Annotated in this window: 20 protein-coding genes; 9 read left to right on the top strand and 11 right to left on the bottom strand. The window is 65.9% G+C overall.

Annotation, left to right across the window (positions count from 1 at the left end):
• Window positions 1–19: 19 nt before the first annotated feature.
• Together ACTIFK_RS15190 and kdsA are read right to left on the bottom strand one after the other, a co-directional pair.
• Window positions 20–1,981 carry a hypothetical protein gene (locus ACTIFK_RS15190; RefSeq protein WP_439543927.1) on the bottom strand — a complete coding sequence of 654 codons (1,962 nt, stop codon included), beginning with the start codon at window positions 1,979–1,981 and terminating at the stop codon, window positions 20–22.
• A 249-nt stretch (window positions 1,982–2,230) separates the two neighbouring features.
• Window positions 2,231–3,076 carry a 3-deoxy-8-phosphooctulonate synthase gene (kdsA, locus tag ACTIFK_RS15185; RefSeq protein ID WP_439543974.1) on the bottom strand — a complete coding sequence of 282 codons (846 nt, stop codon included), beginning with the start codon at window positions 3,074–3,076 and terminating at the stop codon, window positions 2,231–2,233.
• Between the two features lie 256 nt (window positions 3,077–3,332).
• On the opposite strand from kdsA, the gene ACTIFK_RS15180 reads away from it, so the two are divergent.
• From ACTIFK_RS15180 to lexA, 7 genes are all read left to right on the top strand, one after another.
• The gene (locus ACTIFK_RS15180) at window positions 3,333–3,944 is read left to right on the top strand and encodes an anthranilate synthase component II (protein WP_439543926.1); all 612 of its coding nucleotides are present in this window, start codon (window positions 3,333–3,335) and stop codon (window positions 3,942–3,944) included.
• 24 nt (window positions 3,945–3,968) lie between these two features.
• The gene (gene trpD / locus ACTIFK_RS15175) at window positions 3,969–4,994 is read left to right on the top strand and encodes an anthranilate phosphoribosyltransferase (RefSeq protein WP_439543925.1); all 1,026 of its coding nucleotides are present in this window, start codon (window positions 3,969–3,971) and stop codon (window positions 4,992–4,994) included.
• Between the two features lie 326 nt (window positions 4,995–5,320).
• Complete coding sequence (locus ACTIFK_RS15170; protein ID WP_439543924.1) at window positions 5,321–5,830, top strand: hypothetical protein; 510 nt, start codon at window positions 5,321–5,323, stop codon at window positions 5,828–5,830.
• Between the two features lie 85 nt (window positions 5,831–5,915).
• Window positions 5,916–6,716, top strand: a complete 801-nt coding sequence (trpC, locus tag ACTIFK_RS15165; protein ID WP_439543923.1) for an indole-3-glycerol phosphate synthase TrpC — start codon at window positions 5,916–5,918, stop codon at window positions 6,714–6,716.
• Entirely contained in the window at window positions 6,713–7,222 is a 510-nt protein-coding gene (moaC, locus tag ACTIFK_RS15160; protein WP_439543922.1) for a cyclic pyranopterin monophosphate synthase MoaC, read from the top strand. The genes trpC and moaC overlap by 4 nt, the downstream gene beginning before the upstream one ends.
• A 4-nt stretch (window positions 7,223–7,226) precedes the next feature.
• The gene (locus ACTIFK_RS15155) at window positions 7,227–8,426 is read left to right on the top strand and encodes a molybdopterin molybdotransferase MoeA (RefSeq protein WP_439543921.1); all 1,200 of its coding nucleotides are present in this window, start codon (window positions 7,227–7,229) and stop codon (window positions 8,424–8,426) included.
• A 230-nt stretch (window positions 8,427–8,656) separates the two neighbouring features.
• Window positions 8,657–9,397, top strand: a complete 741-nt coding sequence (gene lexA / locus ACTIFK_RS15150) for a transcriptional repressor LexA (protein ID WP_439543920.1) — start codon at window positions 8,657–8,659, stop codon at window positions 9,395–9,397.
• On the opposite strand, the gene ACTIFK_RS15145 is transcribed toward lexA, so the two are convergent.
• A complete protein-coding gene (locus tag ACTIFK_RS15145) occupies window positions 9,391–11,661 on the bottom strand; it encodes a ComEC/Rec2 family competence protein (RefSeq protein WP_439543919.1) in 2,271 nt (756 codons plus the stop codon). The genes lexA and ACTIFK_RS15145 overlap by 7 nt on opposite strands.
• Window positions 11,662–11,895: 234 nt before the next feature.
• Between ACTIFK_RS15145 and gltX the strand changes: the two genes are divergently transcribed.
• Together gltX and gltA are read left to right on the top strand one after the other, a co-directional pair.
• On the top strand, window positions 11,896–13,437 hold the full coding sequence (gene gltX, locus ACTIFK_RS15140; protein WP_439543918.1) for a glutamate--tRNA ligase: 1,542 nt from the start codon (window positions 11,896–11,898) through the stop codon (window positions 13,435–13,437).
• A gap of 172 nt (window positions 13,438–13,609) precedes the next feature.
• Window positions 13,610–14,929: a citrate synthase gene (gene gltA, locus ACTIFK_RS15135; RefSeq protein WP_439543917.1), complete on the top strand. Its 1,320-nt coding sequence runs from the start codon at window positions 13,610–13,612 to the stop codon at window positions 14,927–14,929.
• Between the two features lie 48 nt (window positions 14,930–14,977).
• Here gltA and lpxB read toward each other — a convergent pair whose 3' ends face one another.
• The 8 genes from lpxB to ACTIFK_RS15095 all read right to left on the bottom strand — a co-directional run bounded on the left by lpxB (window position 14,978) and on the right by ACTIFK_RS15095 (window position 23,026).
• Complete coding sequence (lpxB, locus tag ACTIFK_RS15130; RefSeq protein WP_439543916.1) at window positions 14,978–16,183, bottom strand: lipid-A-disaccharide synthase; 1,206 nt, start codon at window positions 16,181–16,183, stop codon at window positions 14,978–14,980.
• Complete coding sequence (locus ACTIFK_RS15125) at window positions 16,180–17,490, bottom strand: LpxI family protein (protein WP_439543915.1); 1,311 nt, start codon at window positions 17,488–17,490, stop codon at window positions 16,180–16,182. The genes lpxB and ACTIFK_RS15125 overlap by 4 nt, the downstream gene beginning before the upstream one ends.
• 124 nt (window positions 17,491–17,614) lie before the next feature.
• Window positions 17,615–18,925 carry a type III glutamate--ammonia ligase gene (glnT, locus tag ACTIFK_RS15120; RefSeq protein WP_439543914.1) on the bottom strand — a complete coding sequence of 437 codons (1,311 nt, stop codon included), beginning with the start codon at window positions 18,923–18,925 and terminating at the stop codon, window positions 17,615–17,617.
• A 127-nt stretch (window positions 18,926–19,052) separates the two neighbouring features.
• Entirely contained in the window at window positions 19,053–20,381 is a 1,329-nt protein-coding gene (locus tag ACTIFK_RS15115; RefSeq protein WP_439543913.1) for an FMN-binding glutamate synthase family protein, read from the bottom strand.
• The gene (locus tag ACTIFK_RS15110; RefSeq protein WP_439543912.1) at window positions 20,381–21,067 is read right to left on the bottom strand and encodes a protein GlxC; all 687 of its coding nucleotides are present in this window, start codon (window positions 21,065–21,067) and stop codon (window positions 20,381–20,383) included. Before ACTIFK_RS15110 ends, ACTIFK_RS15115 begins: the two co-directional genes overlap by 1 nt.
• A 4-nt stretch (window positions 21,068–21,071) precedes the next feature.
• On the bottom strand, window positions 21,072–21,968 hold the full coding sequence (locus ACTIFK_RS15105; protein WP_439543911.1) for a class II glutamine amidotransferase: 897 nt from the start codon (window positions 21,966–21,968) through the stop codon (window positions 21,072–21,074).
• 99 nt (window positions 21,969–22,067) lie between these two features.
• Window positions 22,068–22,346, bottom strand: a complete 279-nt coding sequence (locus tag ACTIFK_RS15100) for a hypothetical protein (protein ID WP_439543910.1) — start codon at window positions 22,344–22,346, stop codon at window positions 22,068–22,070.
• Window positions 22,343–23,026 carry a hypothetical protein gene (locus ACTIFK_RS15095; protein WP_439543909.1) on the bottom strand — a complete coding sequence of 228 codons (684 nt, stop codon included), beginning with the start codon at window positions 23,024–23,026 and terminating at the stop codon, window positions 22,343–22,345. The genes ACTIFK_RS15100 and ACTIFK_RS15095 overlap by 4 nt, the downstream gene beginning before the upstream one ends.
• Window positions 23,027–23,050 lie beyond the last annotated feature (24 nt).

Below are 23,050 nucleotides of genomic sequence, written 5' to 3'. Positions count from 1 at the left end.
ATCAGTTGGGGCGCGGCGATCAGTTTGGGCGGTCGAGTGTCGACTGAATCCGGAAGCCGGGGGCTTGCTCGGTTCCCACGGGCGCTGCCGATGCCTGTTTCTCGGCAACGGGCGCCTGAGCCTTCTTCTCGGGCTTTTTCACTTCCGCTTTTGGAATTGGCGCTGGTTTCGGCTTCGCCGAATTCTGCGGCGGTTCGAACTGGAACAGGCCGCGCGGCTGGATCGCGGGGGCCGCGGCCTTGCGCGAACCCGCGGCTGCTGCGGGCTGCTGTCTCACGGCCGCCGCCCTGCCTTTTTTCGCACGCGGCGTGGGCCGGATTGCGAGCGGCTGCTGCGCGCCCGTTTGCTCATCGTTCGCGTCGTTCGCTTCGAACGGTTTGGCGGGTTCGGTGGCGACCTCGGCTACGGGCGGCGGCTGAGCGTGAACGATATCGAGACCGAGGCGCGCCATGACAATGCCCTCGTCGGACTTGAACTCGATCTCGGCGCGGACCGGCTCAATCTGATCGTGCGGGATGACGACCCCGACGTCGGCGAGTTCATCAGCGGCGATCTTCCAGCCGGTCTCCGAGATCCGTTCTCCGGCCGAAAGCTCGACGTCCGGTGGGAGGCCGCTCACCGTGACGCTCTCCGGCTGCTCGACGGCGGGCTCGGGCGCTTGCGCGGCCGCGTCGCCGTCAGCCACGAGAACGATGCCCGGATGCAAGCGGTCCTCAGGTTGCAGGGCGTGGTTCGCGATGATCGCATACATGGCGGGCTCGAGACTGCCGCAGGGCTGGCCTAGGCACGTCGCAACGATTTCCTTTGAGACTGCCGTCCCGGTGCTTTCCTTTGAGACTGCCGTCCCGGTGCTTTCCTTTGAGACTGCCGTCTCGGTGCTTTCCTTCGAGACTGCCCTCTCCTTCAAGCTCTCGTTTGGGACTGCCGTCTCGTTCAAGACGGGTGCTTCGACGGGCGGCGGTTCATTGACGATTCCGAGGCCGAAGCGCGCCATGACAACGCCTTCGCGAGATTTGAACTCGACTTCGGCGCGGACGGGTTCCGTGTGATCGTGCGGAACGACGAACCCGACATTGGCGAGTTCGCTCGGCGCGATCGTCCAATCGGTGTCCGAGATTTTTTCTCCGGCCGTAAGTTTGACGTCCGGAGGCAGGTCGCGGACGGTGATCGTTTCCAGGGGATCAAATGCGGGCTCAGGCGGCGTGCCGACAGATGACGGCGCGCTGGCAATGGTCAAGCCCGGCGCGGCGCTCGTCGTTTGGGACGTACTCGACGCCAGGGACGCGCGCGCGATCTGGCCGAACATCATCGGTGCCGTGGTCCCGCACGGCGCGCCGTCACATGCTGCGTTCTCGATAGCAGTAAGCCGCGTGTGGGCGATGCCGCCTGCGAAAAGTGCCAGCCCTGCCGCGGCTGCGGCCATGCTCCAACCCAGCTTCGGCGGAGAGACCGGTTGCTGCTCCGGCGCGCGCGTCGGCACCAACACGGGCAAGTTTGGGGTCTCTATCGTCTCGTGAGCGTCGCCCAGGAACGGCGGCGGTTCATAGAGCACGTGCGAGGCGGCCGTGTTGCGCGGAATCGCGGGCGCGGCTTCGGCGGCGCTCAGTTTGTCTTCAATGCTCTCGATCCTGGCGAGAGGATTGACTTCGGGAGCCGGCGGTTCTGCTGGCAGCGTCCACGGTCCGGGCGCCGGGTCAGCGCTCATGTTCTCCGACAGCCAATGCGTCCCCATCGACGCGCGCGCTTGCGCAGAGAGTGCGGTGCGGGCGGGCGAAGTCTCTCCCTCGATCTCAGGAGGGAACTCCGGCGCATCGGGCGCGGGCTCCGCGCTCATGCGCGTTGAAACCCAATGCTCGTGTGGTCGCCGTTCGTGCGGGCGACGCTCGTGGAGACGTACTCCCGCCTGCACGTGCTCGACCGTGTGTTCTTCGAGATTGGCGAGCAACGCGGGCGTGTCGCCGCATTCAAGATCTGTTGGCATAACGGGCTCCGACAAAAACAAACGACGCGACCCGAAATCCGTGAGGGCTCATGCGTGCACGGCTGCCATCTGCACCGGAGCCCTGTGTTGCACAACGCGCAGACACATCGAACGGCAATCAGAATTTAATATGAAGGCCAAAGTGAGCCAAAAGCTTTGCTCGAAAACGAGATAAACCTCGGCCGCGCCGGCGCTTGGGCGCCAGCGTTGTGGTTCGCTCGATTGCGGGGGCGCGATTGCGCAGTGGCTCTACGCGGTCGCGGGATCGCGCCGCTTCACCAGAGCGTCGAGCGCCATGAGCTCGCGCATCAGCGGTTCGAAATCGCGCAACGGCAGCATGTTCGGTCCGTCGGACGGCGCGGTGTCGGGCGCTTCATGCGTTTCGATGAAGAGGCCGGCGACGCCGACCGCCACAGCCGCGCGCGCGAGCACCGGTACGTAGCGGCGGTCTCCGCCCGAGCTGCCGCCGAGCCCACCCGGCTGCTGCACGGCGTGGGTGGCGTCGAAGATCACCGGCGCGCCCGTCTCGGCCATCTGCGGCAGCGCCCGCATGTCGACGACGAGCGTGTTGTAGCCGAAGGATGAGCCGCGCTCCGTCAGCAGCACGTTGGGGTTGCCCGAGCCCACCACCTTGGCGACGACGTTCTTCATGTCCCAGGGCGCGAGAAACTGTCCCTTCTTGATCTTCACGACGCGGCCCGTCTTGGCGGCGGCGACGAGCAGATCCGTCTGGCGGCAGAGGAAGGCGGGGATCTGCAGCACGTCGACCACGGGCGCCACGGCGGCGCATTGGTCGTTCTCGTGCACGTCGGTGACGACGGGGAGGCCGAGCGTCTCGCGGATCTCGGCGAATACGGCGATGGCCGCGTCGAGGCCGATGCCCCGCTTGCCGGAGAGCGACGTCCGGTTCGCCTTGTCGAACGACGACTTGTAGATGAGCCCGAGGCCCAGGCGCTGGGCGATGTCCTTCAGCGCACCGGCGGTTTCGAGGGCGTGGGCGCGGCTCTCCATCTGGCACGGCCCCGCGAAGACGACGATCGGGGACGTATTCGAGACGGACAGCGCGCCGATGGCGACGCTGGCGTTGGGCTTCATCGGGTCGGGCTGGGTCATGTTTGTCTGGGTCATGGGGCCCCTATATAGGGAAAATGCGCGGCCGGGGCGAGAGGCCGGACGCAGTTGCCCTAGACTAGGGTTTGCGGCCCCGAGACGCGGGTTTTCGGGCTCGCGGCCGAGGAGAAGGCCACCCGGACGCCGCTTGACGCTTGCGGCTCAGGTTTCTACACCCACATCAGCGCATTGCGACGCCGGACCGGCCGGCGCTCAGCAAGCCCGCGAGGCCCGCTCTCCGATGCTCGTCCTGATCGATAACTACGACAGCTTCACCTACAATCTCGTGCATTTCCTGGGCGAGCTTGGGACGACATCCGAGGTCATCCGCAACGACAAGGTGACGGCGGACGAGGTTCTCAAGATGAAGCCCAAGGCGATCGTGCTATCGCCGGGTCCGTGCACGCCCAACGAGGCAGGCGTCTGCCTCGACCTGATCGCGAAGGCCGGGGCGAAGATTCCGCTGCTCGGCGTCTGCCTCGGCCACCAGTCCATCGGGCAGGCCTACGGCGGCAAGGTCATTCGCGCCGATGCGCCGATGCACGGCAAGCTCTCGACCATCACGCACACCGACAAGGGACTTTTCAAAGGCCTGCCGAAAGAGATCGAAGTGACGCGCTATCACTCGCTCATCGTGGAACGCAAAAGCCTGCCCGACTGCCTCGAAGTGACCGCCGAGACCAGCGACGGCATCATCATGGGCCTCCAGCACAAGACACACCCCGTGCATGGCGTGCAGTTCCATCCGGAAAGCATCGCGTCGCAGCAGGGCCACGCGCTGCTCGCCAATTTCCTCGAGCTTGCCGGGCTCAATCCGCGCCGCATCGCGCCGCGCCCGCGCAACGCGGCCTGATCCACGACGGCCTTGGGGGAAAGCATGACCAGTGCGGCGGGCGTCAAGGCCCTCATTCAGACGGTCGCGTCAGGCGAGACGTTTTCGGCCGACGCCATGGCCGCCGCCGTCGATCTCATGACGACGGAGGCGACGCCGCCGCAGATGGCCGCGTTTCTGATGGGGCTCCGCGTTCGCGGCGAAACTCTGGACGAGATCACGGGTGCGGCGCGCGCGCTGCGGGGCCGGATGTCGGCCGTGAAGGTCGCGCCAGGCGCTGTCGATATCGTCGGCACGGGCGGCGACGGCCATGGGACGTTCAACGTCTCGACGGCGTCGGCCATCGTCGCGGCGGGCGCAGGGCTCAAGGTCGCCAAGCACGGTAATCGCTCGGTGTCGTCGCTGTCGGGCGCTTCGGACGTGCTGTCGGCGCTGGGCGTCAAGCTCGATTGCGGCCCGGCCCTGATCCGGCGCGCGATCGAGGACGCGGGCGTCGGCTTCCTTTGGGCGCCCGCTCACCATCCCGCGATGAAGGCTTGGGCGGCCCCGCGCGCCGAGCTCGGTATCCGCACGCTCTTCAATCTGCTCGGGCCGATCTGCAATCCGGCGGGCGTGCGCCATCATGTGCTTGGCGTGTTCGACCACGCCTGGGTGATGCCGATGGCGGAAGCGCTGCGCGCGCTCGGTTCCGAGCGGGCCTGGGTCGTGCACGGCCACGACGGGCTCGACGAGCTCTCGACAACGGGCGAGACGACGGTGGCGGCGCTCGAGGGCGGCAAGATCACGACGTTCGAGGTGACGCCCGAGGACGCGGGGCTCGCGCGGGTGTCGCTGGCCGACCTCAAGGGCGGGGACGGTGCGCACAATGCGCAGGCGCTGCGGGACCTGCTCGCGGGTGCACCGGGGCCGTACCGCGATATCGTGCTGCTCAACACCGCTGCCGCGCTCATCGTTGGCGGCAAGGCCGGCTCGCTGCCGGAGGGCGTGAGCTTGGCGGAGGAGGCCATCCGGTCCGGCCGCGCGGCCGCCGCGCTTGACCGTCTCGTCGCCATCAGTCAGTCGGCCGCTTAACTTTTTCTGCCGACGCACTAGAGCATTTTCGGTTCACACAGGCGTGCACGTTCTCCACCCTCCCCTTGACGGGGAGGGTGGCGCCGGCGTGACGGCGCCGGGCGGGGTGAGGCCAGAAAACCGACGTAAGTCTCTTGGTTCTCCCCCACCCCTTACCCCTCCCCGGGTCCATGCGGAGCATGGCTTCGCCATGACGGGGAGGGGTATCGCGTTGTGATTCCGCCAGATCGGAAAATGCACTAACCACGTCCTCGCGGGGTGCGGGATCGACCGGGCCTGTTGTGTGCTAGGATCGTCCGAGTGCCCCCTTTGTCCCGAGGACTCGCATGCTCCGCTCCGTTGTTGCCCTTCTCTCTCTTTCTCTCCTCTCGGCGCTGGCCGCGGCGCAGGACCACGCTCCCATGCCTCCTTCACTCGTCATCGGCTACGAGGACGAGGGCAAGGTCGATGCCTCGGAGAAATCCTGCCGGGCGTTCGTCGTCGACATGGTGGAGTGGGAAAAGGCCGAGATGGACCAGGCCGTGAAAGATGTCTGCGTGTACCGGCAGAAGCACATTGACGCCTATGCCAAGTTGCAAGCGGCCTATACCGATTTTCGCGCCGTGCTCTCCGAGCAGACGCGCTTCGACGGAGCCGTGGCGGCGCGCCATGTAGCCGCGATTATCAAGAATTGCATCGACATGAAATGGGCGCTCTCGACCGGGGGTCACAACATCGGCACCGATATGATCCCTCATGCCATCGCGACCGAATGCCTCGACCTCGGCCGCGACCTTCTGCAGAAGGAGACGGCGAACCTCGGGCCCCGCGACGACCAGCCTGCCGGCGGGGAATGAGCACGCTTGACCCCGAGGCGGCGGGCCGGTAGCACGCACGTTTTACGAAGGTAGCCTTCGCCCTTTACTCAGGTTGGCTCCGCCGATGGCCGATATTCTCGAGAAAATCACCGCCTACAAACGGGAAGAGGTCGCCCGCGCGCGCGAGCTGCTGCCGCTGCAGGTGCTGGCGGAATATGCGCGCAGTGCGCCGCGCGTGCGCTCGTTCGCGGGCGCTCTCGACGCCAAGCACGCGGCCGGGCAGACGGCGCTGATTGCCGAGATCAAGAAGGCCTCGCCGTCGAAGGGCCTGATCCGCGCCGATTTCGATCCCCCAGCCCTCGCCCAGGCTTATGAAGCCGGTGGGGCGGCCTGCCTCTCGATCCTGACCGACGGCCCGTCGTTCCAAGGCGCGCCCGACTATCTCACCCGCGCGCGCGCCGCCTGCTCGCTGCCTGTGCTGCGCAAGGATTTCATGATCGACACCTATCAGGTGGCCGAAGCGCGCGCCTGGGGGGCTGACTGCATCCTCATTATCCTGGCAGAAGTGGACGATGCGCTGGCCGCCGATCTCGCGTCCGCCGCCCGCGACTGGGGGATGGAGTCCATCGTCGAAGTACACGACGCTGCCGAGATGGATCGCGCGCTGCGTCTAGATTGCCGTCTCATCGGCATCAACAATCGCAATCTCAAGACGTTCGAGACCACGCTCGCGACCACCGAAGAGTTGGCGCCGCGCGTGCCTCCTGATCGTATTGTCATCAGCGAGAGCGGCATCTTCACGCCGGCCGACATCGCGCGCATGAACCGCGCGGGCGTCGGTACGTTCCTGGTCGGCGAAAGCCTCATGCGGCAGGCCGACGTCACGGCCGCGACGCGCACGCTGCTCACACCGGAGGCCGCATGACCGGCAAGCTCACGCATCTGGACGACAAGGGCCGGGCGCGCATGGTGGACGTCGGCGAGAAAGCCTCCACGACGCGCACCGCCGTCGCCGAAGGCTTCATTTCCATGACGGCGGAGACGCTCGGTCTCGTTGTCTCGGGCGAGGCCAAGAAGGGCGACGTGCTGGCCGCGGCGCGGATCGCCGGCATCATGGCGGCCAAGAAGACCAGCGAGCTCATTCCGCTCTGCCATCCCCTCGCCCTCACCAAGGCGTCGGTCGAGTTCGCGCCGAGCGACGCGCCTGCCGGGTTGCATATCCGCGCCGAGGTCAGCGTCACGGGGCCGACGGGCGTCGAGATGGAAGCGCTGACGGCGGTCTCCGTCGCCGCGCTCACGATCTACGACATGCTGAAGGCGGCCGACCGCGGCATGGAAATCGGCGGCGTGCGGCTCGTCAGCAAAACGGGCGGGCGCTCTGGCGACTACCGGGCGAGCGACAACGCTGCGCCTGCAAAATCCAGGAGTTGAGCCTGTGGCGCTGCTCCCCGTCGCGTCCGCGCTCGAACAGATTCTGTCCGGTATTGGCGCTCCCGTCGAGGAGACGGTCTCCGTATTCGAGGCCGACGGGCGCGTGCTGACGCGCGACCTCGCGGCGAAGTTCACGCAACCGCCGTTCGCGGCCTCGGCCATGGATGGCTATGCGGTGCACGGCGCGTACGCGGCGCCGGTCGGCGCGCGCTGGACGGTCATCGGAGAATCCGCAGCCGGACGCAGCTTTGCCGGTCGCGTCGCTCCGGACGAAGCGGTGCGCATTTTCACGGGCGCTCCGGTGCCGGCGGACTGCGGCACGGTCGTGATCCAGGAAGACGTGGAACGCAGCGGCGACGTCATCGTTGCCACCGACGCGACGGCTGCGGGAGGTAACATTCGCCCCGCCGGAAACGATTTTTCGGAGGGCGCTCTCCTTCTCAAGCGCGGGCATCGGCTCGATCCGCACGGCGTTACGCTGGCGGCTGCGATGGGATATGGCGAGGTTCCGGTCGCGCGCCGTCCGGTGGTCGCCATTCTCGCGACCGGCGACGAGCTTGTTCAGCCCGGAGTGCGGCCGGGTGCGGATCAGATCGTGTCGTCCAACCCGGCGGGGATTGCGGCGCTGGTTGTGCGAGCGGGTGGCGTTGCCTTGCAGCTCGGGATCGTCGCGGATCGCATGGACGATCTTCGTGCTCGCATTACCGAAGCGCGCGGCGCGGACATTCTCGTCACCATCGGCGGGGCGTCGGTCGGCGATCACGATCTCGTCGGGCCCGCGCTCAAGGCTGAGGGCATCGACCTCGCGTTCTGGAAGGTCGCGATCCGGCCGGGCAAACCGCTGATGTTCGGGCGGCTCGGTCCGACGCGCGTGCTGGGCTTGCCGGGCAATCCGGTTTCGGCGCTGATCACGGCGCGCGTGTTTCTCGTGCCGCTGATCCATGCGCTGGTCGGGATCGCGGCCGATACCGAAGCGCGCGAGACGGCCATTCTTACGCAGGCTCTCGAAGCCAACGGCCCGCGCCTGCATCTCATGCGCGCCAAGCTCGGCCGTGACGCGACCGGCGCGCCGACCGTCACGCCGATGCCGTCGCAGGACAGTTCGTTGCTCTCCGCGCTGGTGGACGCCGATTGCCTGATCTGGCGCGAGCCGGGGGCAGAGGCTGCGGGGGTTGGTGAGGCGGCGCGTGTGGAACGGCTCTAAAATTCACATCCGCACACGGATATTCATCTGCGCACAACAAGGCCTTGACGGAACCTTGCAAGAACGATTAGCGTACATTCACGCTTTGTTTAGGTGAGTCTTGCGATGCAGCATCACGTGTCGCGGAGCCGATTGCCTTGCGGTCGTTCGTGGCGTGCGTGGAAATTGAAACTGCTCTCGGCCTTGGAGTGACGCAATCCTATGCGTCCGGGCCTTGCACGGGAGGCACAATGCTGACTTCGAAACAGAAAGAGCTCCTGCTCTTTATCCACGAGCGCATGCAGGCCGACGGCGTGCCGCCCTCCTTCGACGAGATGAAGGACGCGCTCGATCTCAAATCCAAATCCGGCATTCACCGCTTGATCACGGCGCTCGTCGAGCGCGGGTTCATTCGCCGCCTGCCGCACCGGGCGCGCGCCATCGAGGTGCTGAAGCTGCCCGAGACCTCGACGTTGTCGGTCGTGGCGGCTTCGTCGGCTGCGGCGGCGTCCGCCGAGCCGCAGCGGCGCATCGGGTTCCAGCCCAGCGTCATCGAAGGCACGAAATCGCGCAACATCTCGACGCCGCCCTCGCACATGCTCGACAGCCGCACCGTATCGGTCCCGGTCATGGGGCGGATCGCGGCTGGCGTGCCGATCTCCGCAATCCAGAACCACAGCCACGATATCGCCTGCCCGCCCGATCTCTTGACCAACGGCGAGCATTTTGCGCTCGAGGTGAAGGGCGACTCGATGATCGAGGCCGGCATTCACGACGGCGATACGGTGATCATCCGCCGGTGCGACACGGCCGAGAACGGCGACATCGTTGTGGCGCTTATCGAGCAGGAAGAGGCGACGCTGAAGCGGCTGCGCAAGAAGGGCTCAACGCTCGCGCTCGAAGCGGCCAACCCGGAATTCAAGACGCGCATCTTCGGGCCGGATCAGGTCGACATCCAGGGCCGTCTCGTCGGACTCATCCGGCGCTATTGATCGTCGTCATCGGGGATATGCGGGGCGGAGTTTGAATTCCCGGCTTCGGGAACCGTGCTATTGTCCCTCTCCCCCGCCGATGGGCGCTCGTGGTTGGCCTTTCGCTCCATCCGCCGTTGTGGACGTTCGGTCCAGGGCCGTGCGCCGCGCCGCTGGGTGACGCTTTCGACGCGCACGATGCGGGCCCGAGACGCGTCCGGATCCTTCGCGAGAAAAATGGCGTGGGTGCCGTCGTCCCGCAACGACCAGCGGTCGAGCACGGCGAGCGGGCGCGTGCAGCCCCTCGGGCGGCGCGGGCCACCGATCAGGATGTCGGCGTTGCGGCAATCCTCGTCCGTCGCCGACGCGTGCTGCGCCACGGCGATGCGCAGTCCATCTTTTTCGATGATGCATCCGACGCCATCGCATCGCGCGCCTTTGGCGCGTAACGCGTCGCGCGCGGGGCGGTTGTCTCCGTCGCGTTCCAGCCAGCGGGTGAGCTCGTAGCTGCCGGCGCGGCTGCCGATCACCGCATAGCGGCCATCGGTTCCGCGGACCGCAACCAGCGCGCCGCCGCGCCCGGCGAGGATGTCGGGATGCTCCGCGCCGCCCGACGTCAGGATGCCCGCGCCGATGGCAGCCAGGCCCAGCGCGCGCCAGCGCGTCTGCCACAGCATCAACCACAGGCCGCCGAACACCAACAGGGCGAAGCTCATTTCGGGGATCGCGCCGATGTGGAGGATCGCGCCGGGCAGGCTCGCGACCCAATAGGCGGTCGCGGTCATGACATCGATGCCTTTCGCCATGACGGCGAGCGGGAGCGCTTCGAGGCCGACGGGCAGCGCGATCAGCGTGAGTAGCGCCGACGGCATGATGACCAGGTTGCAGATCGGGACGGCAATCATGTTTGCGATCAGCGCGTACTGCTGGCTGCGGTGGAAATGATAGACGCCGAACGGCGCGACCGAGATGCTGGCGATGACGGTCGACAGCACGATGCCGCCGAGGAAAAACGCGACGGGGCGCAGCCAGCCGCCGCGGCTCTGCTGGCCGGTGCGCTCGCGGACCGCTTCGTAGGCGCCGATCAAGGATACGACAGCGGCGAACGACATCTGGAAGCCTGCGTCGAGCAGGCTCTCGGGAAGGACGATCAGGACGAGAAGAGCCGCGATCGCGACGTTGCGCATGGCGAGCGCCTGACGGTCGAGCATGACGGCGACGAACATGATGGCGATCATCAGCGTCGCGCGGACTGTGGCGATGGCCGCGCCGGAGATCAAAAGATAGCTGATCGCGCCGAGCAACGCTGCGGCCGCCGCCCATTTTTTCGTGGCGTAGCGCAGCGCGATGGACGGGAACGCGGCGAGCGCGATGCGCGCGAAGGCGAACACGAACCCGGCCATGATGACCATGTGCAGGCCGGAGATCGAGAGAATGTGGACGAGGCCCGAGTCGCGATAGGCGTCGTTGGTCTGCTCCGTGATGCCGCCGCGCTCGCCGGTGATGAGCGAGACGGCAATGGCGCCGGACTCGCCCGGCACCGTCGCGCGGATGCGTTCACCGATAGCGTGGCGGATGCGTTCGAGATGTTCTCGCGCCTCTCGGGCCAGGCTGTGGGCGCCGCCGCCGGGTGGCTGCGAGACGATCGTGGCCGGCGCGAGCGAAAACCCAGTGGCGCCCAATCCCTGGAACCAGGCCCATCGCGAAAAATCGTAGCCGCCGGGAATCGCGGGTAGCGCGGGCGGGCGCAGGGTCGCGCGCAGGCGGATGGTATCGCCCGGCCGCAGCCGCTCCGTCTTGCGCATGGCGCGGACGCGGATGCGCGCGGGTTGCTGGTCGGCCGCGAGACCCTTGATTGTGGTGACGCGGAGCGTGAGCCGTTCGCCGCGCGTCGGGCGCGGCTCGATCAGCTCGACCACGCCTTCCACATCGGCATAGCGCAGTTCCTGCTGGAGCACGGGCGCACGCACCGTTTCGGTGCGCACCTTGGCGGCGGCAAAGCCGAGCGACATGACGAACAGCATCAGGCCCGCAACGTAGGCGAGGCTTGCGCTGCGGGAGGCGAGCAGCAGGCCGAGGGCGATCGCCGGCAGGGCCAGCGTGCTCCAGAGGTCCGGTTCGGACGGAAGGGCAAAATAGATCGCGATGCCCGAGCCGAACGCAACAGGCAGCCAGACAAACCAACGGGCCCGCTCGCGCTCGAGTTGCTCCATCACGAGGGCGGACCCGGGAAATCCGGCTGCGAAGCGGCGCGCGGCGGCCGCAGGTCCGGAGGATGGGGGCAATCCCGATCCCGGCCCGTCTACGCCCGGTTCCTCTAAGCGCCCGCTGTCCACGCGCCTCCCTCTCCGGGCTCCTGGCCTCTCCGAGCCGACGGCCATTGCGTGGAGCCGCTGGCCTTTCGGGGCGGCTGGCCGCGGACCTCAGTCCCCGCCCGCCCCAGCCAATGAAGCTGGTCTCCCCTTGCGCGGCCATGCTACATGGCGGGCCATCCCTCTGAAACCCGAGCCGATCACTCCATGACCGATTCCACGACCACGCACGCCGGCGGTCCCGTCGTCCGCTTTGCCCCCTCTCCGACCGGCTACCTGCACATTGGTGGCGCGCGCACGGCCCTGTTCAACTGGCTATATGCGAAGGCCAAGGGCGGGACGTTCCTGTTGCGCATCGAGGACACGGACCGGGAGCGCAACAATCCTGAGGCGGTGGCCGCGATCCTGGACGGGCTGCGTTGGCTGGGCCTCGATTGGGACGGCGAGCCGGTGTCGCAGTTCTCGCGCGCCGACCGGCATCGCGAGGTGGCGCTGGCGCTGCTCGAACGCGGCGGGGCGTACCGCTGCTACATGACCGTCGAAGAGATCGATGCGATGCGCAAGCAGGCGGAGGCCGAAAAGCGTCCGCTGACGATCCGCTCGCCATGGCGCGACCGGGCGGCCTCGGAGGCGCCGGCCGGTGCGCCTTATACGGTCCGCCTCAAGGCGCCGCGCGAAGGCGAGACCGTCGTGCAGGATCATGTGCAGGGCCGCGTCGTGTTCCAGAACAAGGAACTCGACGACCTCATCATCCTGCGCAGCGACGGCAACCCGACCTACAATCTGGCCGTCGTCGTGGACGACCACGACATGGGCGTGACGCACGTCATCCGCGGCGTCGATCACCTGACCAATGCGGCGCGGCAGGCGCAGATCTATCTCGGCATGGGCTGGGACGTGCCGGAGTGGGCCCACGTGCCACTGATCCACGGCGCGGACGGGGCCAAGCTTTCGAAGCGCCACGGCGCGCAGGGCGTCGAGGATTACCGCGCGATGGGGTATCTGCCCGTCGCGCTTCGCAATTATCTGGTGCGGCTGGGCTGGAGCCATGGTGACGACGAGATCATTTCGCCCGAGAACCTGATCGCCTGGTTCGACATCGACAACATCAACAAGAGCGCGTCGCGCTTCGACTTCAAGAAGCTCGATGATTTGAACGGGCATTATCTGCGCGAGGCGCCGGATGGCGCGCTGCTGGACGCGATCAAGGCCGTGCTGCCGCATCTCGACTTCGAGACGCTCAAGGCGCTGCCCGTCGATCCCAAGGCTCCGCCGCGGTCCGATGTGGCGCTGGCACATGAGGTGGCGGCCCAGGCGCCGGGGATTGCAACCGGATTAGCGCTTGCCGCGTTGTTCGAGGCCAAGGGCTGGGACGCGCTCGGCATGGCGCTGCCGGCGCTCAAGGAGCGGGCCAAAACGGTCGCCGAACTGATCGGCCAAGCGCTCTTCATTGTCGCCAGCCGTCCGCTCACCCTTGATGACAAAGCCCGGAAGCTGATGGATGCTGACGGGCAAGCGATTCTGGCGGCGCTGACGACACGCTTGCACGACACGCCGGACTGGTCTGCCGCCGCCCTCGAAGCGCTCGTGCGCACCTATGCCGAGGAAACGGGCACCAAGCTCGGCAAGGTGGCACAGCCGCTTCGCTCGGCTCTCACGGGGCGGACCGTTTCGCCGCCGGTATTCGACGTGATGGCCGTGCTGGGACGTGAGGAAACACTAGGTCGGCTGCGCGATCTCGGCGCTTGATTTGGCTGCGTAGTTTCACGGTGTAGTTCTTCGTTTCGTTGCGATCCGATTTGTTTATACTGCAGTGCAGCATTCGCCGCTGCATGCAGTGGCCGTAGGCAAGGCGCGATCAGGGCCGGAGGCAAAGTGCCATCCGGGTCGGAGACCCAGGCGCAAACAGGAGAGAAGCGGCATGAGCATTCACCATAGCTCAACCCCCACCGGGGAGGCAGCCCGCCAGGCCGAACTCAGGCTTAACGGCAAGGACGTTTCGCTGGATCTGCGCAGCGGCACGATCGGTCCCGACGTGATCGACATCGCGAAGGTCTATCGCGACACCGGCTGCTTCACCTACGATCCGGGCTTCACGTCGACGGCCAACTGCTCGTCGCGCATCACCTACATTGACGGCGACAAGGGCGAGTTGCTCTATCGCGGCTATTCCATCGACGAACTGGCCGAAAATTCGAACTTCCTCGCCACCTGCTACCTGCTGCTGCACGGCGAGCTGCCGACGAACGAGGAGTTCAGGCACTTCCGCCTCACCATCACGCGCCATACGATGGTGCACGAGCAGATGACGAAGTTCTTCACCGGCTTCCGTCGTGACGCGCATCCGATGTCGGTCATGGTCGGCGTGGTCGGCGCGCTGTCGTCGTTCTATCACGACAGCACCGACATCAACGACCTGCGGCAGCGCGAAACGGCAAGTCATCGCATGATCGCGAAGATGCCGACCATCGCGGCGATGGCCTACAAATATTCCATCGGCCAGCCGTTCATCTATCCGCGCAACGATCTCGACTACACGTCGAACTTCCTGCAGATGTGCTTCTCGGTGCCGTGCGAGCCGTACATCGTCAATCCCGTGGTGGCGCGCGCGCTCGACCGCATCTTCATTCTGCACGCCGACCATGAGCAGAACGCGTCGACGTCGACCGTGCGCCTCGCGGGCTCGTCGGGCGCCAATCCGTTCGCGTGCATCGCGGCCGGCATCGCCTGCCTTTGGGGTCCGGCGCACGGCGGCGCAAACGAAGCGGCCCTCAACATGCTCGAAGAGATCGGCACCGTCGATCGCATCCCCGAGTTTATCAAGAAGGCGAAGGACAAGTCGTCCGGGTTCCGTCTGATGGGGTTCGGCCATCGCGTGTACAAGAACTACGACCCGCGCGCGAAGGTGATGCAGAAGACGGCCCATCAGGTTCTCGACGAACTCGACAAGCGCAACGATCCGCTGCTGGCGGTCGCCATGGAGCTCGAGCGCATCGCGCTGCAGGACGAGTATTTCGTCGAGAAAAAGCTCTATCCCAACATCGATTTCTATTCGGGCATCACGCTGCGCGCGATGGGCTTCCCGGTGTCGATGTTCACCGTGCTGTTCGCGGTTGCGCGCACCGTCGGCTGGATTGCGCAGTGGAAGGAAATGATCGAGGATCCCGAGCAGCGCATCGGCCGTCCGCGCCAGCTCTACATCGGCCCGCCGCGCCGCGATTTCCCGAAGGCCGGCGGCTGATCCGCACGTCGCGAGATCGAATGTCGAAATCCAGAGCGCGAGGCGACGTTACGCCTCGCGTTTTTGTTTCAGCGCATAGTCGAGCACGATTTCGGCAGCGGCTTCGCTCGGATGGCCGCCCTCGATGTGCATCAGGCCGGGAATACGTGCGAGGGCAGCGAGCTGCGCGTCCCGCTCAGGCGACGCCTTCAGCAACGGCAACAGCGCGGCCGCGAGGTTTTCCGGCGAACTCTTTTCCTGATGGAATTCCGGAAACGCATTCTCGCCCAGCACGAGGTTGGCGAGGACGGTCGTCGGCGCTTTGATCATGCGGCGCAGAAATGGCGCGGCGACGGGATCGACGCGATAGGCCACCACCATCGGCGTACCGGCGAGGGCGAGTTCCAGCGTAACGGTGCCGGACGCGGCGAGCGCGGCGCGGGCCAGCTTGAAGGCGCGGAATTTGTCGTCGTCGGTTTCGATGATGTGCGGAGGAAGTGGCCAGGTGCGGCTCAGCTGTTTGATCAGGGCGCGACGATGCGGAACGCACGGAAGAAGCACTTCCGGCGTCACGCCGCGCTCGATCAAGATACGCAGCGTATCGCCGAACGGCTCCATCAGGCGGCCGACCTCGGACGTGCGGCTGCCCGGCAGCGCGACGATGACGGGGCGCGCCGGGTCGAGGCCGAGACGGGCGCGTAAAGGCTCGGGATCGAGGGCATCGAGCCAGGATTGCCGTTCGATCAGCGAGTGGCCGACGTACGTGCACGGCGGTCCGCCGAGACGTTCGTGGGCGGCAGGCTCGAACGGCAGAAGGCCCAGGATGTGGTCGACATACGGCTTCATCTTCGCCGCGCGGCCGGGCCGCCATGCCCACACGCTCGGGCTCACGTAATCGATGATCGGGATGTCCGGGCGGCGCTTGCGGATGCGTTTGGCGATTGGATGGGTAAATTCCGGGCTGTCGATGATGACGACGGCGTGGGGATCGAAAGCAATGGCGCGATCGACGGTGGCGTAAACGCGGCTCACGATGCGCGGCAAGTGGCGCAGGATCGAGAGCGGGCCCATCACTGCGACATCCGCCAGCGGAAAATCCGACACAAAGCCTTCGCGTTGCATGTCGGCTCCACCCACGCCCGCAAGCTTGAGGCGGTTGCCGAGCCGGCTCCGGAGTGCCGCGATGAGGTGGGCGCCGAGCGCGTCGCCCGAATGCTCGCCGGCAATGAGGACAATGCGGACATCGCCGCTGTCATGAGGCGCTTGGCGGGTCATGGGCCGTTCCGATCGCCAGACTCGCGCACGAGGACGAACAGACCGCGCTCTTCGGCGTCGGCGATGGCGGCTTCCCGGATTGCGTCAGCGACATAGAGTGCGCCGCCGATGGCGATGCCGGCATAGCCTGCATCCGCCACGGCCGTGACGAAGCTCTGGGTGAGATCCTGCATATCGCGGAGGCTGGCGACGCCTCGCCTGCGGCGTGTGATGCTGGCCCATTGGCGTAGCCCCGACGCGCGTAAGATCGTGGCTTCCGCCCCCTCGCCCGTTTCGACGGCCAGCACATGATTGCGCACGACGACCGCGGCGCGGCCGACGGAGAAGGCTGCCAGCGCATCGACGACCGTGAGGCCCTTGATCGCGTCGAGCGTCGCGTGCTCGGCGGGCGTGACGCGGCTCGCGCGGCGGAAGCGCATGGCGACGAGGCGTGGATTGAAACGCCGTCCTGCGGGGCCAAGGTTCTCCTCCTTGACGCCTTGGACGAAGATGTGTGCGGCGTCCGCCTCGCGGACGGTGCGGACGCGTTCCGCCGCGACGACGGTGTTGGCCTCGACGGCGATACCGGTGAGGCCTGCCTCCTGGGCACCTTTGATCGTCGCAGGGCCGATCGCCGGCATGTCGACGCGCAGGTCCTGGCCGGGTTTCGAGCGCTTGACGAGCACGCCGCCCTTGAGGGCGATGTCGTGGTTCGGATCGGCGCGGCGAGCGGCGGCGCGCGCGAGCATGCGGTCCGTCCCCTCCACACCCTCGATCGCCTCGATGCGTCCCTCGGCGACGACCACGCTCTGGCCGATGTCGTAAGCGCCGAGCGCGCGGATCAGAGCCATTCCCTGTTGTATATCCGTCTGGTCGCCGGGGGCGGCGCGCGCGGCTCCCATGGTGCCCTCGCCGATGACGAGTTCCGGGGCGGCCATGTCCGGGCCGATGACCCGGATCCCCTGCCCTTCGAAGAATCGCACGACGTGACGCAGCACGCCGTCGTCGCCGCCGGAGGCGACGATGCGCAGGATGCGCGGGAGATGGCGGAAGAAGCCCCAGTCCGGCCGCATGATGCCGATCTCGGGGCGTTGTACGCGGCCGACGATGACCAAATCCGTCACCCGGGCCGCCTTGAACGCGCGGATCATGCCGCCCAGTTGGCCCCAATACACACGCGTCACCGCATGGGCGCCGAAATCGCCGTCGGCTTCGCTGTCGATGGCCACGATGGTCACGGGCATGCCGCGCCTTACGGCACTATCGGCGATCTCGCGCGGAAGCGTGCCGCCTCCGGCCAGAATTCCAAGCCGCCTTCGCGCGTCCATGCGCCCCCTTTCGGCGCGCCCACTCCGCGCGCCAGGGCATGGCTATAGGACAGGCAACGGCCAACAGGCAACGGTCAGCAGAGGTCTTCTGCCGCCGTTGCCTGCCGTTACCCGCTGCCGAGTGTCAGATATCGAGCGTGTTGTCGCGTTCCCACTGCGTGAAGTGGGTGGCGAACTGGTTCCACTCTTTGTTCTTGAGCTTGATGTAGGCGCTCGAGAACTCGGTACCGAGGGCCTGCTTGAGGCTCTCGTCCTTGTCGAAGTTGCGGATCGCGTCGAGCAAGTTGAGCGGCAGCTTCGGCGCGTCCGTGATGGTGTGCCCATCCTGGTACATGTCGATGTCGTAACGCTTGCCTGGGTGGCAATTGTTTTCGATGCCGTCGAGACCGGCTGCGAGGATGACGGCCTGCAGCAGGTAAGGATTTGCGGCGCCGTCCGGCAGGCGCAGCTCGAAGCGACCCGGACCCGGGACACGGACCATGTGGGTCCGGTTGTTGCCGGTCCAGGTGACGGAGTTCGGGCTCCAGGTCGCGCCCGAGATGGTACGCGGCGCGTTGATGCGCTTGTAGGAGTTGACCGTCGGGTTGGTGATCGCTGCGAGCGACTCGGCGTGCTTCATGATGCCGCCGAGGAAGTTGTAGCCCTGTTTCGACAGGCCCATCTCATCGGTCTTGTCGGCGAACATATTGGTCTTACCGGTCGCCGCATCCCAGACCGAGATGTGCGCATGGCAGCCGTTGCCGGTGAGCGCCATGAAGGGCTTCGGCATGAAGGTCGCGCGCATGCCGTGCTTTTCGGCAACGGACTTGGCCATGAACTTGAAGAACGAGTGACGGTCCGCGGTCAGCAGCACGTCGTCGAAGATCCAGTTCATTTCGAACTGGCCGTTCGCGTCCTCGTGGTCGTTCTGGTAGGGCTCCCATCCGAGCTCGAGCATATAGTCGCAGATCTCGGCGATGACATCATAACGGCGCATCAGGGCCTGCTGATCGTAGCAGGGCTTCGACGCGTAATCCGCGGCGTCCGAGATCGCGGTGCCATCGGGATTGACGAGGAAGAATTCGCATTCCACGCCCGTCTTGACGCGCAGGCCCATCGACGCGGCCTTGCTGACCAGGTTCTTCAGGACGACGCGCGGCGACTGGGAAACGGGTTTGTTTTCCATCGCGCAGTCGGCCGGAACCCAGGCCACTTCCGGCTTCCAGGGCAGCTGGATCATTCCGGCCGGATCGGCCATGCCCAGCATGTCCGGATGCGCTGGCGTCATATCGAGCCAGGTTGCAAAGCCGGCGAAACCTGCGCCGTCCTTTTGGATGTCTGCGATCGCCGCCGCCGGCACCAGCTTTGCGCGCTGGTAGCCGAACAGATCGGTGAACGAGATCATGAAATAGCGGATGCCGCGCTCTTTCGCGAGCTTAGCGAGATCGTGTGACATTGAATGCTTTCCCACTTGGGTTGACGCAAGACTGGTGTTTCAGTCCCCTAGATGCTTGGTCTTGTTTTTTTGTAATTTTGCACAATGAAACGCTTCGGATCACAGGATCCGAAGCGTGACTACTTACCTAGAAATTTCCTTGTCCCGGGATCCAGCTCGTGCCCGCCAGCGGAACGCGCGCCATGGCGGCGGCTTCCAGGGTGAGAGCGCACAGATCCTCCGGCTCGAGGTTGTGGACGTGGTTGTGGCCCGCGGCGCGTGCGATGGTCTGCAGCTCGAGGGTCATCACCTTCAGATAGTTGGCGAGGCGGCGTCCGGCGCGGATCGGATCGAGCCGCTTCGACAGCTCCGGATCCTGCGTCGTGATGCCGGCAGGGTCGCGACCCTCGTGCCAATCGTCGTAGGCACCCGCCGTCGTTCCGAGCTTCCGGTACTCGTCCTCGAGAGCCGGATCGTTATCGCCCAACGCCACCAGACAGGCGGTGCCGACAGCGACTGCGTCCGCACCGAGTGCCAGGGCCTTGGCGACGTCCGCGCCATTGCGGATGCCGCCGGAGACGATCAGCTGCACCTTGCGGTGCATGCCGAGGTCCTGAAGCGCCTGCACGGCGGGACGGATGCATGCGAGCGTCGGCTGGCCGACATGCTCAATGAACACTTCTTGCGTGGCGGCGGTGCCGCCCTGCATGCCGTCGACGACGACCACGTCGGCGCCAGCCTTCACGGCGAGAGCGACGTCATAGTACGGCCGAGCGCCGCCGACCTTGATGTAGATCGGCTTTTGCCAGTCGGTGATCTCGCGGATCTCGAGGATCTTGATCTCGAGATCGTCGGGACCGGTCCAGTCGGGATGGCGGCACGACGAGCGCTGGTCGATGCCCTTCGGCAGCGTGCGCATTTCGGCGACGCGATCCGAAATCTTCTGACCGAGCAACATGCCGCCGCCGCCGGGCTTGGCGCCCTGGCCGACAACGAGTTCGATGGCATCGGCGCGCCGGAGGTCATCCGGATTCATGCCGTAGCGCGACGGGAGATACTGATAGACGAGCGTCTTCGAATGACCGCGCTCTTCATTCGTCATACCGCCGTCGCCGGTGGTGGTCGAAGTTCCAGCGATGGTGGCGCCGCGTCCGAGCGCCTCCTTGGCCTGGCCCGACAGCGCACCGAAACTCATGCCGGCAACGGTGATCGGCGTCTTGAGCTCGATCGGCTTCTTGGCGTACCGCGTGCCGAGGGTCACGGCCGTCGAGCAACGCTCGCGGTAGCCCTCGAGCGGGTAGCGAGACATCGACGCGCCGAGGAACAGCAGATCGTCGAAATGCGGCAACTTCCGTTTCGCGCCACCGCCACGGATATCGTAGATACCGGTCTGGGCGGCGCGGCGGATCTCCGACAGCGTATAGTCGTCGAAGGTGTGCGATTTGCGGGGCGTGGTCGGCGGATTATGATAGGTCATCAGTAGGCGTCCGCGTTGTCGATGTTGAACGTGTAGAGCGTGCGTGCCGAGCCGTAACGCTTGAACTCGGACGTTTTCACTCCGTTGACGCCGGCTTTCTTCAAGAGGGCCGAAAGCGCTTCATGGTGTTCGGGGCGCATCTCTTTCTCGATGCAGTCGGCGCCGAGGCTCTTGACGGAACCGCGTACGAACAGCTTCGCTTCGTAGATGCTGTCTCCGAGTGCGTCGCCGGCGTCGCCGAGGACGACGAGGTTGCCGGTCTGAGCCATGAAGGCCGACATGTGGCCGATGTTGCCGCGCACGATGATGTCGATGCCCTTCATCGAGATACCGCAACGCGACGATGCGTTGCCCTCGATGACGAGCAGACCGCCGCGTCCGGTGGCGCCGGCATACTGGCTGGCGTCACCTTTGACGATGACCTGTCCGGACATCATGTTCTCGGCGGTGCCGGGGCCGGCGGAGCCGTGCACGACAACCGTCGCGTGCTTGTTCATGCCGGCGCAGTAGTAGCCCACCGAGCCGCGGATGTTGACATTCACCGGGGCATCGACGCCCGCCGCCACGGCGTGCTGGCCGCGCGGATTGAGCACCTCCCATTCGGTTTCGTTGGTGCCGTCCTTCAGGGCATGCAAGCTCTGGTTCAACTCCCGAAGCGGCGTCTTCGCCAAATCGATCGACCTCATTTTCTTAGCGCTCCCAGAAGTAGACAGTGGCGGGCTCAGGCTCCCAGATCCTGGCGTTCTCGATGCCGGGCAGGCCAGCGAGGGCGCGGTATTCGGATCCGAAAGCTACGTATTGGTCGGTTTCAGCAAGCACGGCGGGCTTGCAGGCGATCGGATCGCGGACAACGCCGAAGCCGTTCTTGGTGCCCACCACGAAGGTGAAGAAGCCGTCGAGATCTTCCAGGCTGCGTTCGAGTGCCTGGCCAAGATTAAGACCCTGGTTCATGCGCCAGGTCAGGTAGGCCGCCGCCACTTCGCTGTCGTTGGCGGTCTCGAAGATCATGCCGTCGCGGATCAGTTCGCGGCGAAGGTTGTTGTGGTTCGAGAGCGATCCGTTGTGGACCAGGCACTGGTCCGGTCCTGTCGAGAACGGATGGGCGCCGAGGGTCGTCACGGCGCTTTCGGTCGCCATGCGCGTGTGGCCAATGGCGTGGGTGCCGGTCATGCTCTTGAGATCGAAGCGGCTCGCCACTTCGGTCGGATAGCCGACCTCCTTATAGATCTCGATGACGTCGCCGCGGCCCATGATGCGAACGCCAGGAGCGATCTCGCGAACCGCCGCGCGAGCGGCGTCCACGCTGCCTGCGGCGCAGGTGAGAACGGCGTGGCTGGACTTGATGTCCAGTGAAACGGCGCTGCCGATCTTGTCACCGACGGCCTTGGCCAGCCCGGCGAAGTCCTTGTCGGCCTGCGGCGACTGAAGCGTAATCTTCGCCTTGCCCGATTTCGCATCGCCGTAGATGGCAAACCCGGCCGAGTCTGGACCGCGTTCGCACATCGTTGCCAGCATCGTGGCGGTCAACTCGCCGAGCCGTGGCTCTAAAGCCTTGTCTTTGATGAATAAGCCTACAATTCCGCACATCGGATCGAACTACCTCCGCGTTTCTGTTCTTAAATCTTTCTTAGCAGGAAACTTTGTCGCATTCAACTGCTATGAATGAAATTTTCCTACGAGGATATTTCAGCGGGTGCTTTTCCGCCACTGCTCGTACTGAAGCCGGGCCAGGCGATAGGCGTCCGGAATCGAGATCGCCCACACGAAGAGGCCCGCCGCGGAGCGGCCGATAAAGGAGTGATCCGGCGTCGTGGTGTGCCAGGAGACGAGCGCGAGCAGCAGCGAGAAGAACGCGAAGCCGAAGCCGCGCTGAGGCTGACCGACGGCGACATGACCTGCGCCGGGCGCGGCAAGCGCGAAGGCGAGAACGGCATACGGATTCCAAGGCTCGCGTGGGGACGTCATGCGTAGGTGCGTTCCTGTTTCTTGGTGGTGGCGGCTCGCCGGAGCGTGTCGATTTCGGCGAGAGCGGCTTCGAGCGCGGTTGCCGTGACGGCGGCCTCATCGAAAACGGCCTGGCGAAGGAGCAAATATTCGCCCTTACGCCCCTCGCCTGCCTGGCGGATGACGCGCAATCCCTGCCGCGTCACCGCGATCTCCTTGACGGTGGGATCGGACAGAATTGCCGCCATGGGCTCCGTGAGCATCTCCAAGGTCCGCTCGGCGCGCGGGTTCTCGCCGCGCACGAGGACCTCGCGCGGAAACGACGGCGGGGTATCCATGACGTGGTTGAAGCCTGTGGTGAGGCTGTAGAATTCATAGCCCGACGGGCGGACGAGAACGGCCACGCCGGTGACGTCAGGCAGGCGTTCGAGCGCGGTCACCTGCAGCCAGAGCTGAGGCAAGCGGCGGATCGTCATGGTGTCGCTGATGAGGCGTACGTCTACGCGGTGATGTCCGACATCGCCGCTGAGGCTCGGGAAACTGTCGCCGCCATGGGTGAGCACGGGGCGATTGAACAGCCGCTTGCAGTCGTCGAGCAGGCCCATGCGGCTCGCGCGCAGCTTTCGGTGGTCGCGGATTGCGAGCCAGGCCAGCGGCCCGGCGATGATGGCAACGAATATGAAGGCTGGATCAATTGACACGGGCTACCTGCCTCCGGAAACGCA

The organism is Hyphomicrobium sp. (assembly GCF_051860585.1).
Classification (GTDB): Bacteria; Pseudomonadota; Alphaproteobacteria; order Rhizobiales; family Hyphomicrobiaceae; genus Hyphomicrobium_C.
This window is presented reverse-complemented; position numbering and strand designations above follow the sequence as displayed.

Coding starts and splice junctions, on each gene's coding strand:
- ACTIFK_RS15110 (WP_439543912.1), bottom strand. CDS start 21,067: ATGAGGTCGATCGATTTGGCGAAGACGCCGCTTCGGGAGTTGAACCAG.
- lexA (WP_439543920.1), top strand. CDS start 8,657: ATGCTGACTTCGAAACAGAAAGAGCTCCTGCTCTTTATCCACGAGCGC.
- ACTIFK_RS15125 (WP_439543915.1), bottom strand. CDS start 17,490: ATGGACGCGCGAAGGCGGCTTGGAATTCTGGCCGGAGGCGGCACGCTT.
- ACTIFK_RS15190 (WP_439543927.1), bottom strand. CDS start 1,981: ATGCCAACAGATCTTGAATGCGGCGACACGCCCGCGTTGCTCGCCAAT.
- gltX (WP_439543918.1), top strand. CDS start 11,896: ATGACCGATTCCACGACCACGCACGCCGGCGGTCCCGTCGTCCGCTTT.
- lpxB (WP_439543916.1), bottom strand. CDS start 16,183: ATGACCCGCCAAGCGCCTCATGACAGCGGCGATGTCCGCATTGTCCTC.
- ACTIFK_RS15105 (WP_439543911.1), bottom strand. CDS start 21,968: ATGTGCGGAATTGTAGGCTTATTCATCAAAGACAAGGCTTTAGAGCCA.
- ACTIFK_RS15180 (WP_439543926.1), top strand. CDS start 3,333: ATGCTCGTCCTGATCGATAACTACGACAGCTTCACCTACAATCTCGTG.
- ACTIFK_RS15170 (WP_439543924.1), top strand. CDS start 5,321: ATGCTCCGCTCCGTTGTTGCCCTTCTCTCTCTTTCTCTCCTCTCGGCG.
- gltA (WP_439543917.1), top strand. CDS start 13,610: ATGAGCATTCACCATAGCTCAACCCCCACCGGGGAGGCAGCCCGCCAG.
- kdsA (WP_439543974.1), bottom strand. CDS start 3,076: ATGAAGCCCAACGCCAGCGTCGCCATCGGCGCGCTGTCCGTCTCGAAT.
- trpD (WP_439543925.1), top strand. CDS start 3,969: ATGACCAGTGCGGCGGGCGTCAAGGCCCTCATTCAGACGGTCGCGTCA.
- trpC (WP_439543923.1), top strand. CDS start 5,916: ATGGCCGATATTCTCGAGAAAATCACCGCCTACAAACGGGAAGAGGTC.
- moaC (WP_439543922.1), top strand. CDS start 6,713: ATGACCGGCAAGCTCACGCATCTGGACGACAAGGGCCGGGCGCGCATG.
- ACTIFK_RS15100 (WP_439543910.1), bottom strand. CDS start 22,346: ATGACGTCCCCACGCGAGCCTTGGAATCCGTATGCCGTTCTCGCCTTC.
- glnT (WP_439543914.1), bottom strand. CDS start 18,925: ATGTCACACGATCTCGCTAAGCTCGCGAAAGAGCGCGGCATCCGCTAT.
- ACTIFK_RS15115 (WP_439543913.1), bottom strand. CDS start 20,381: ATGACCTATCATAATCCGCCGACCACGCCCCGCAAATCGCACACCTTC.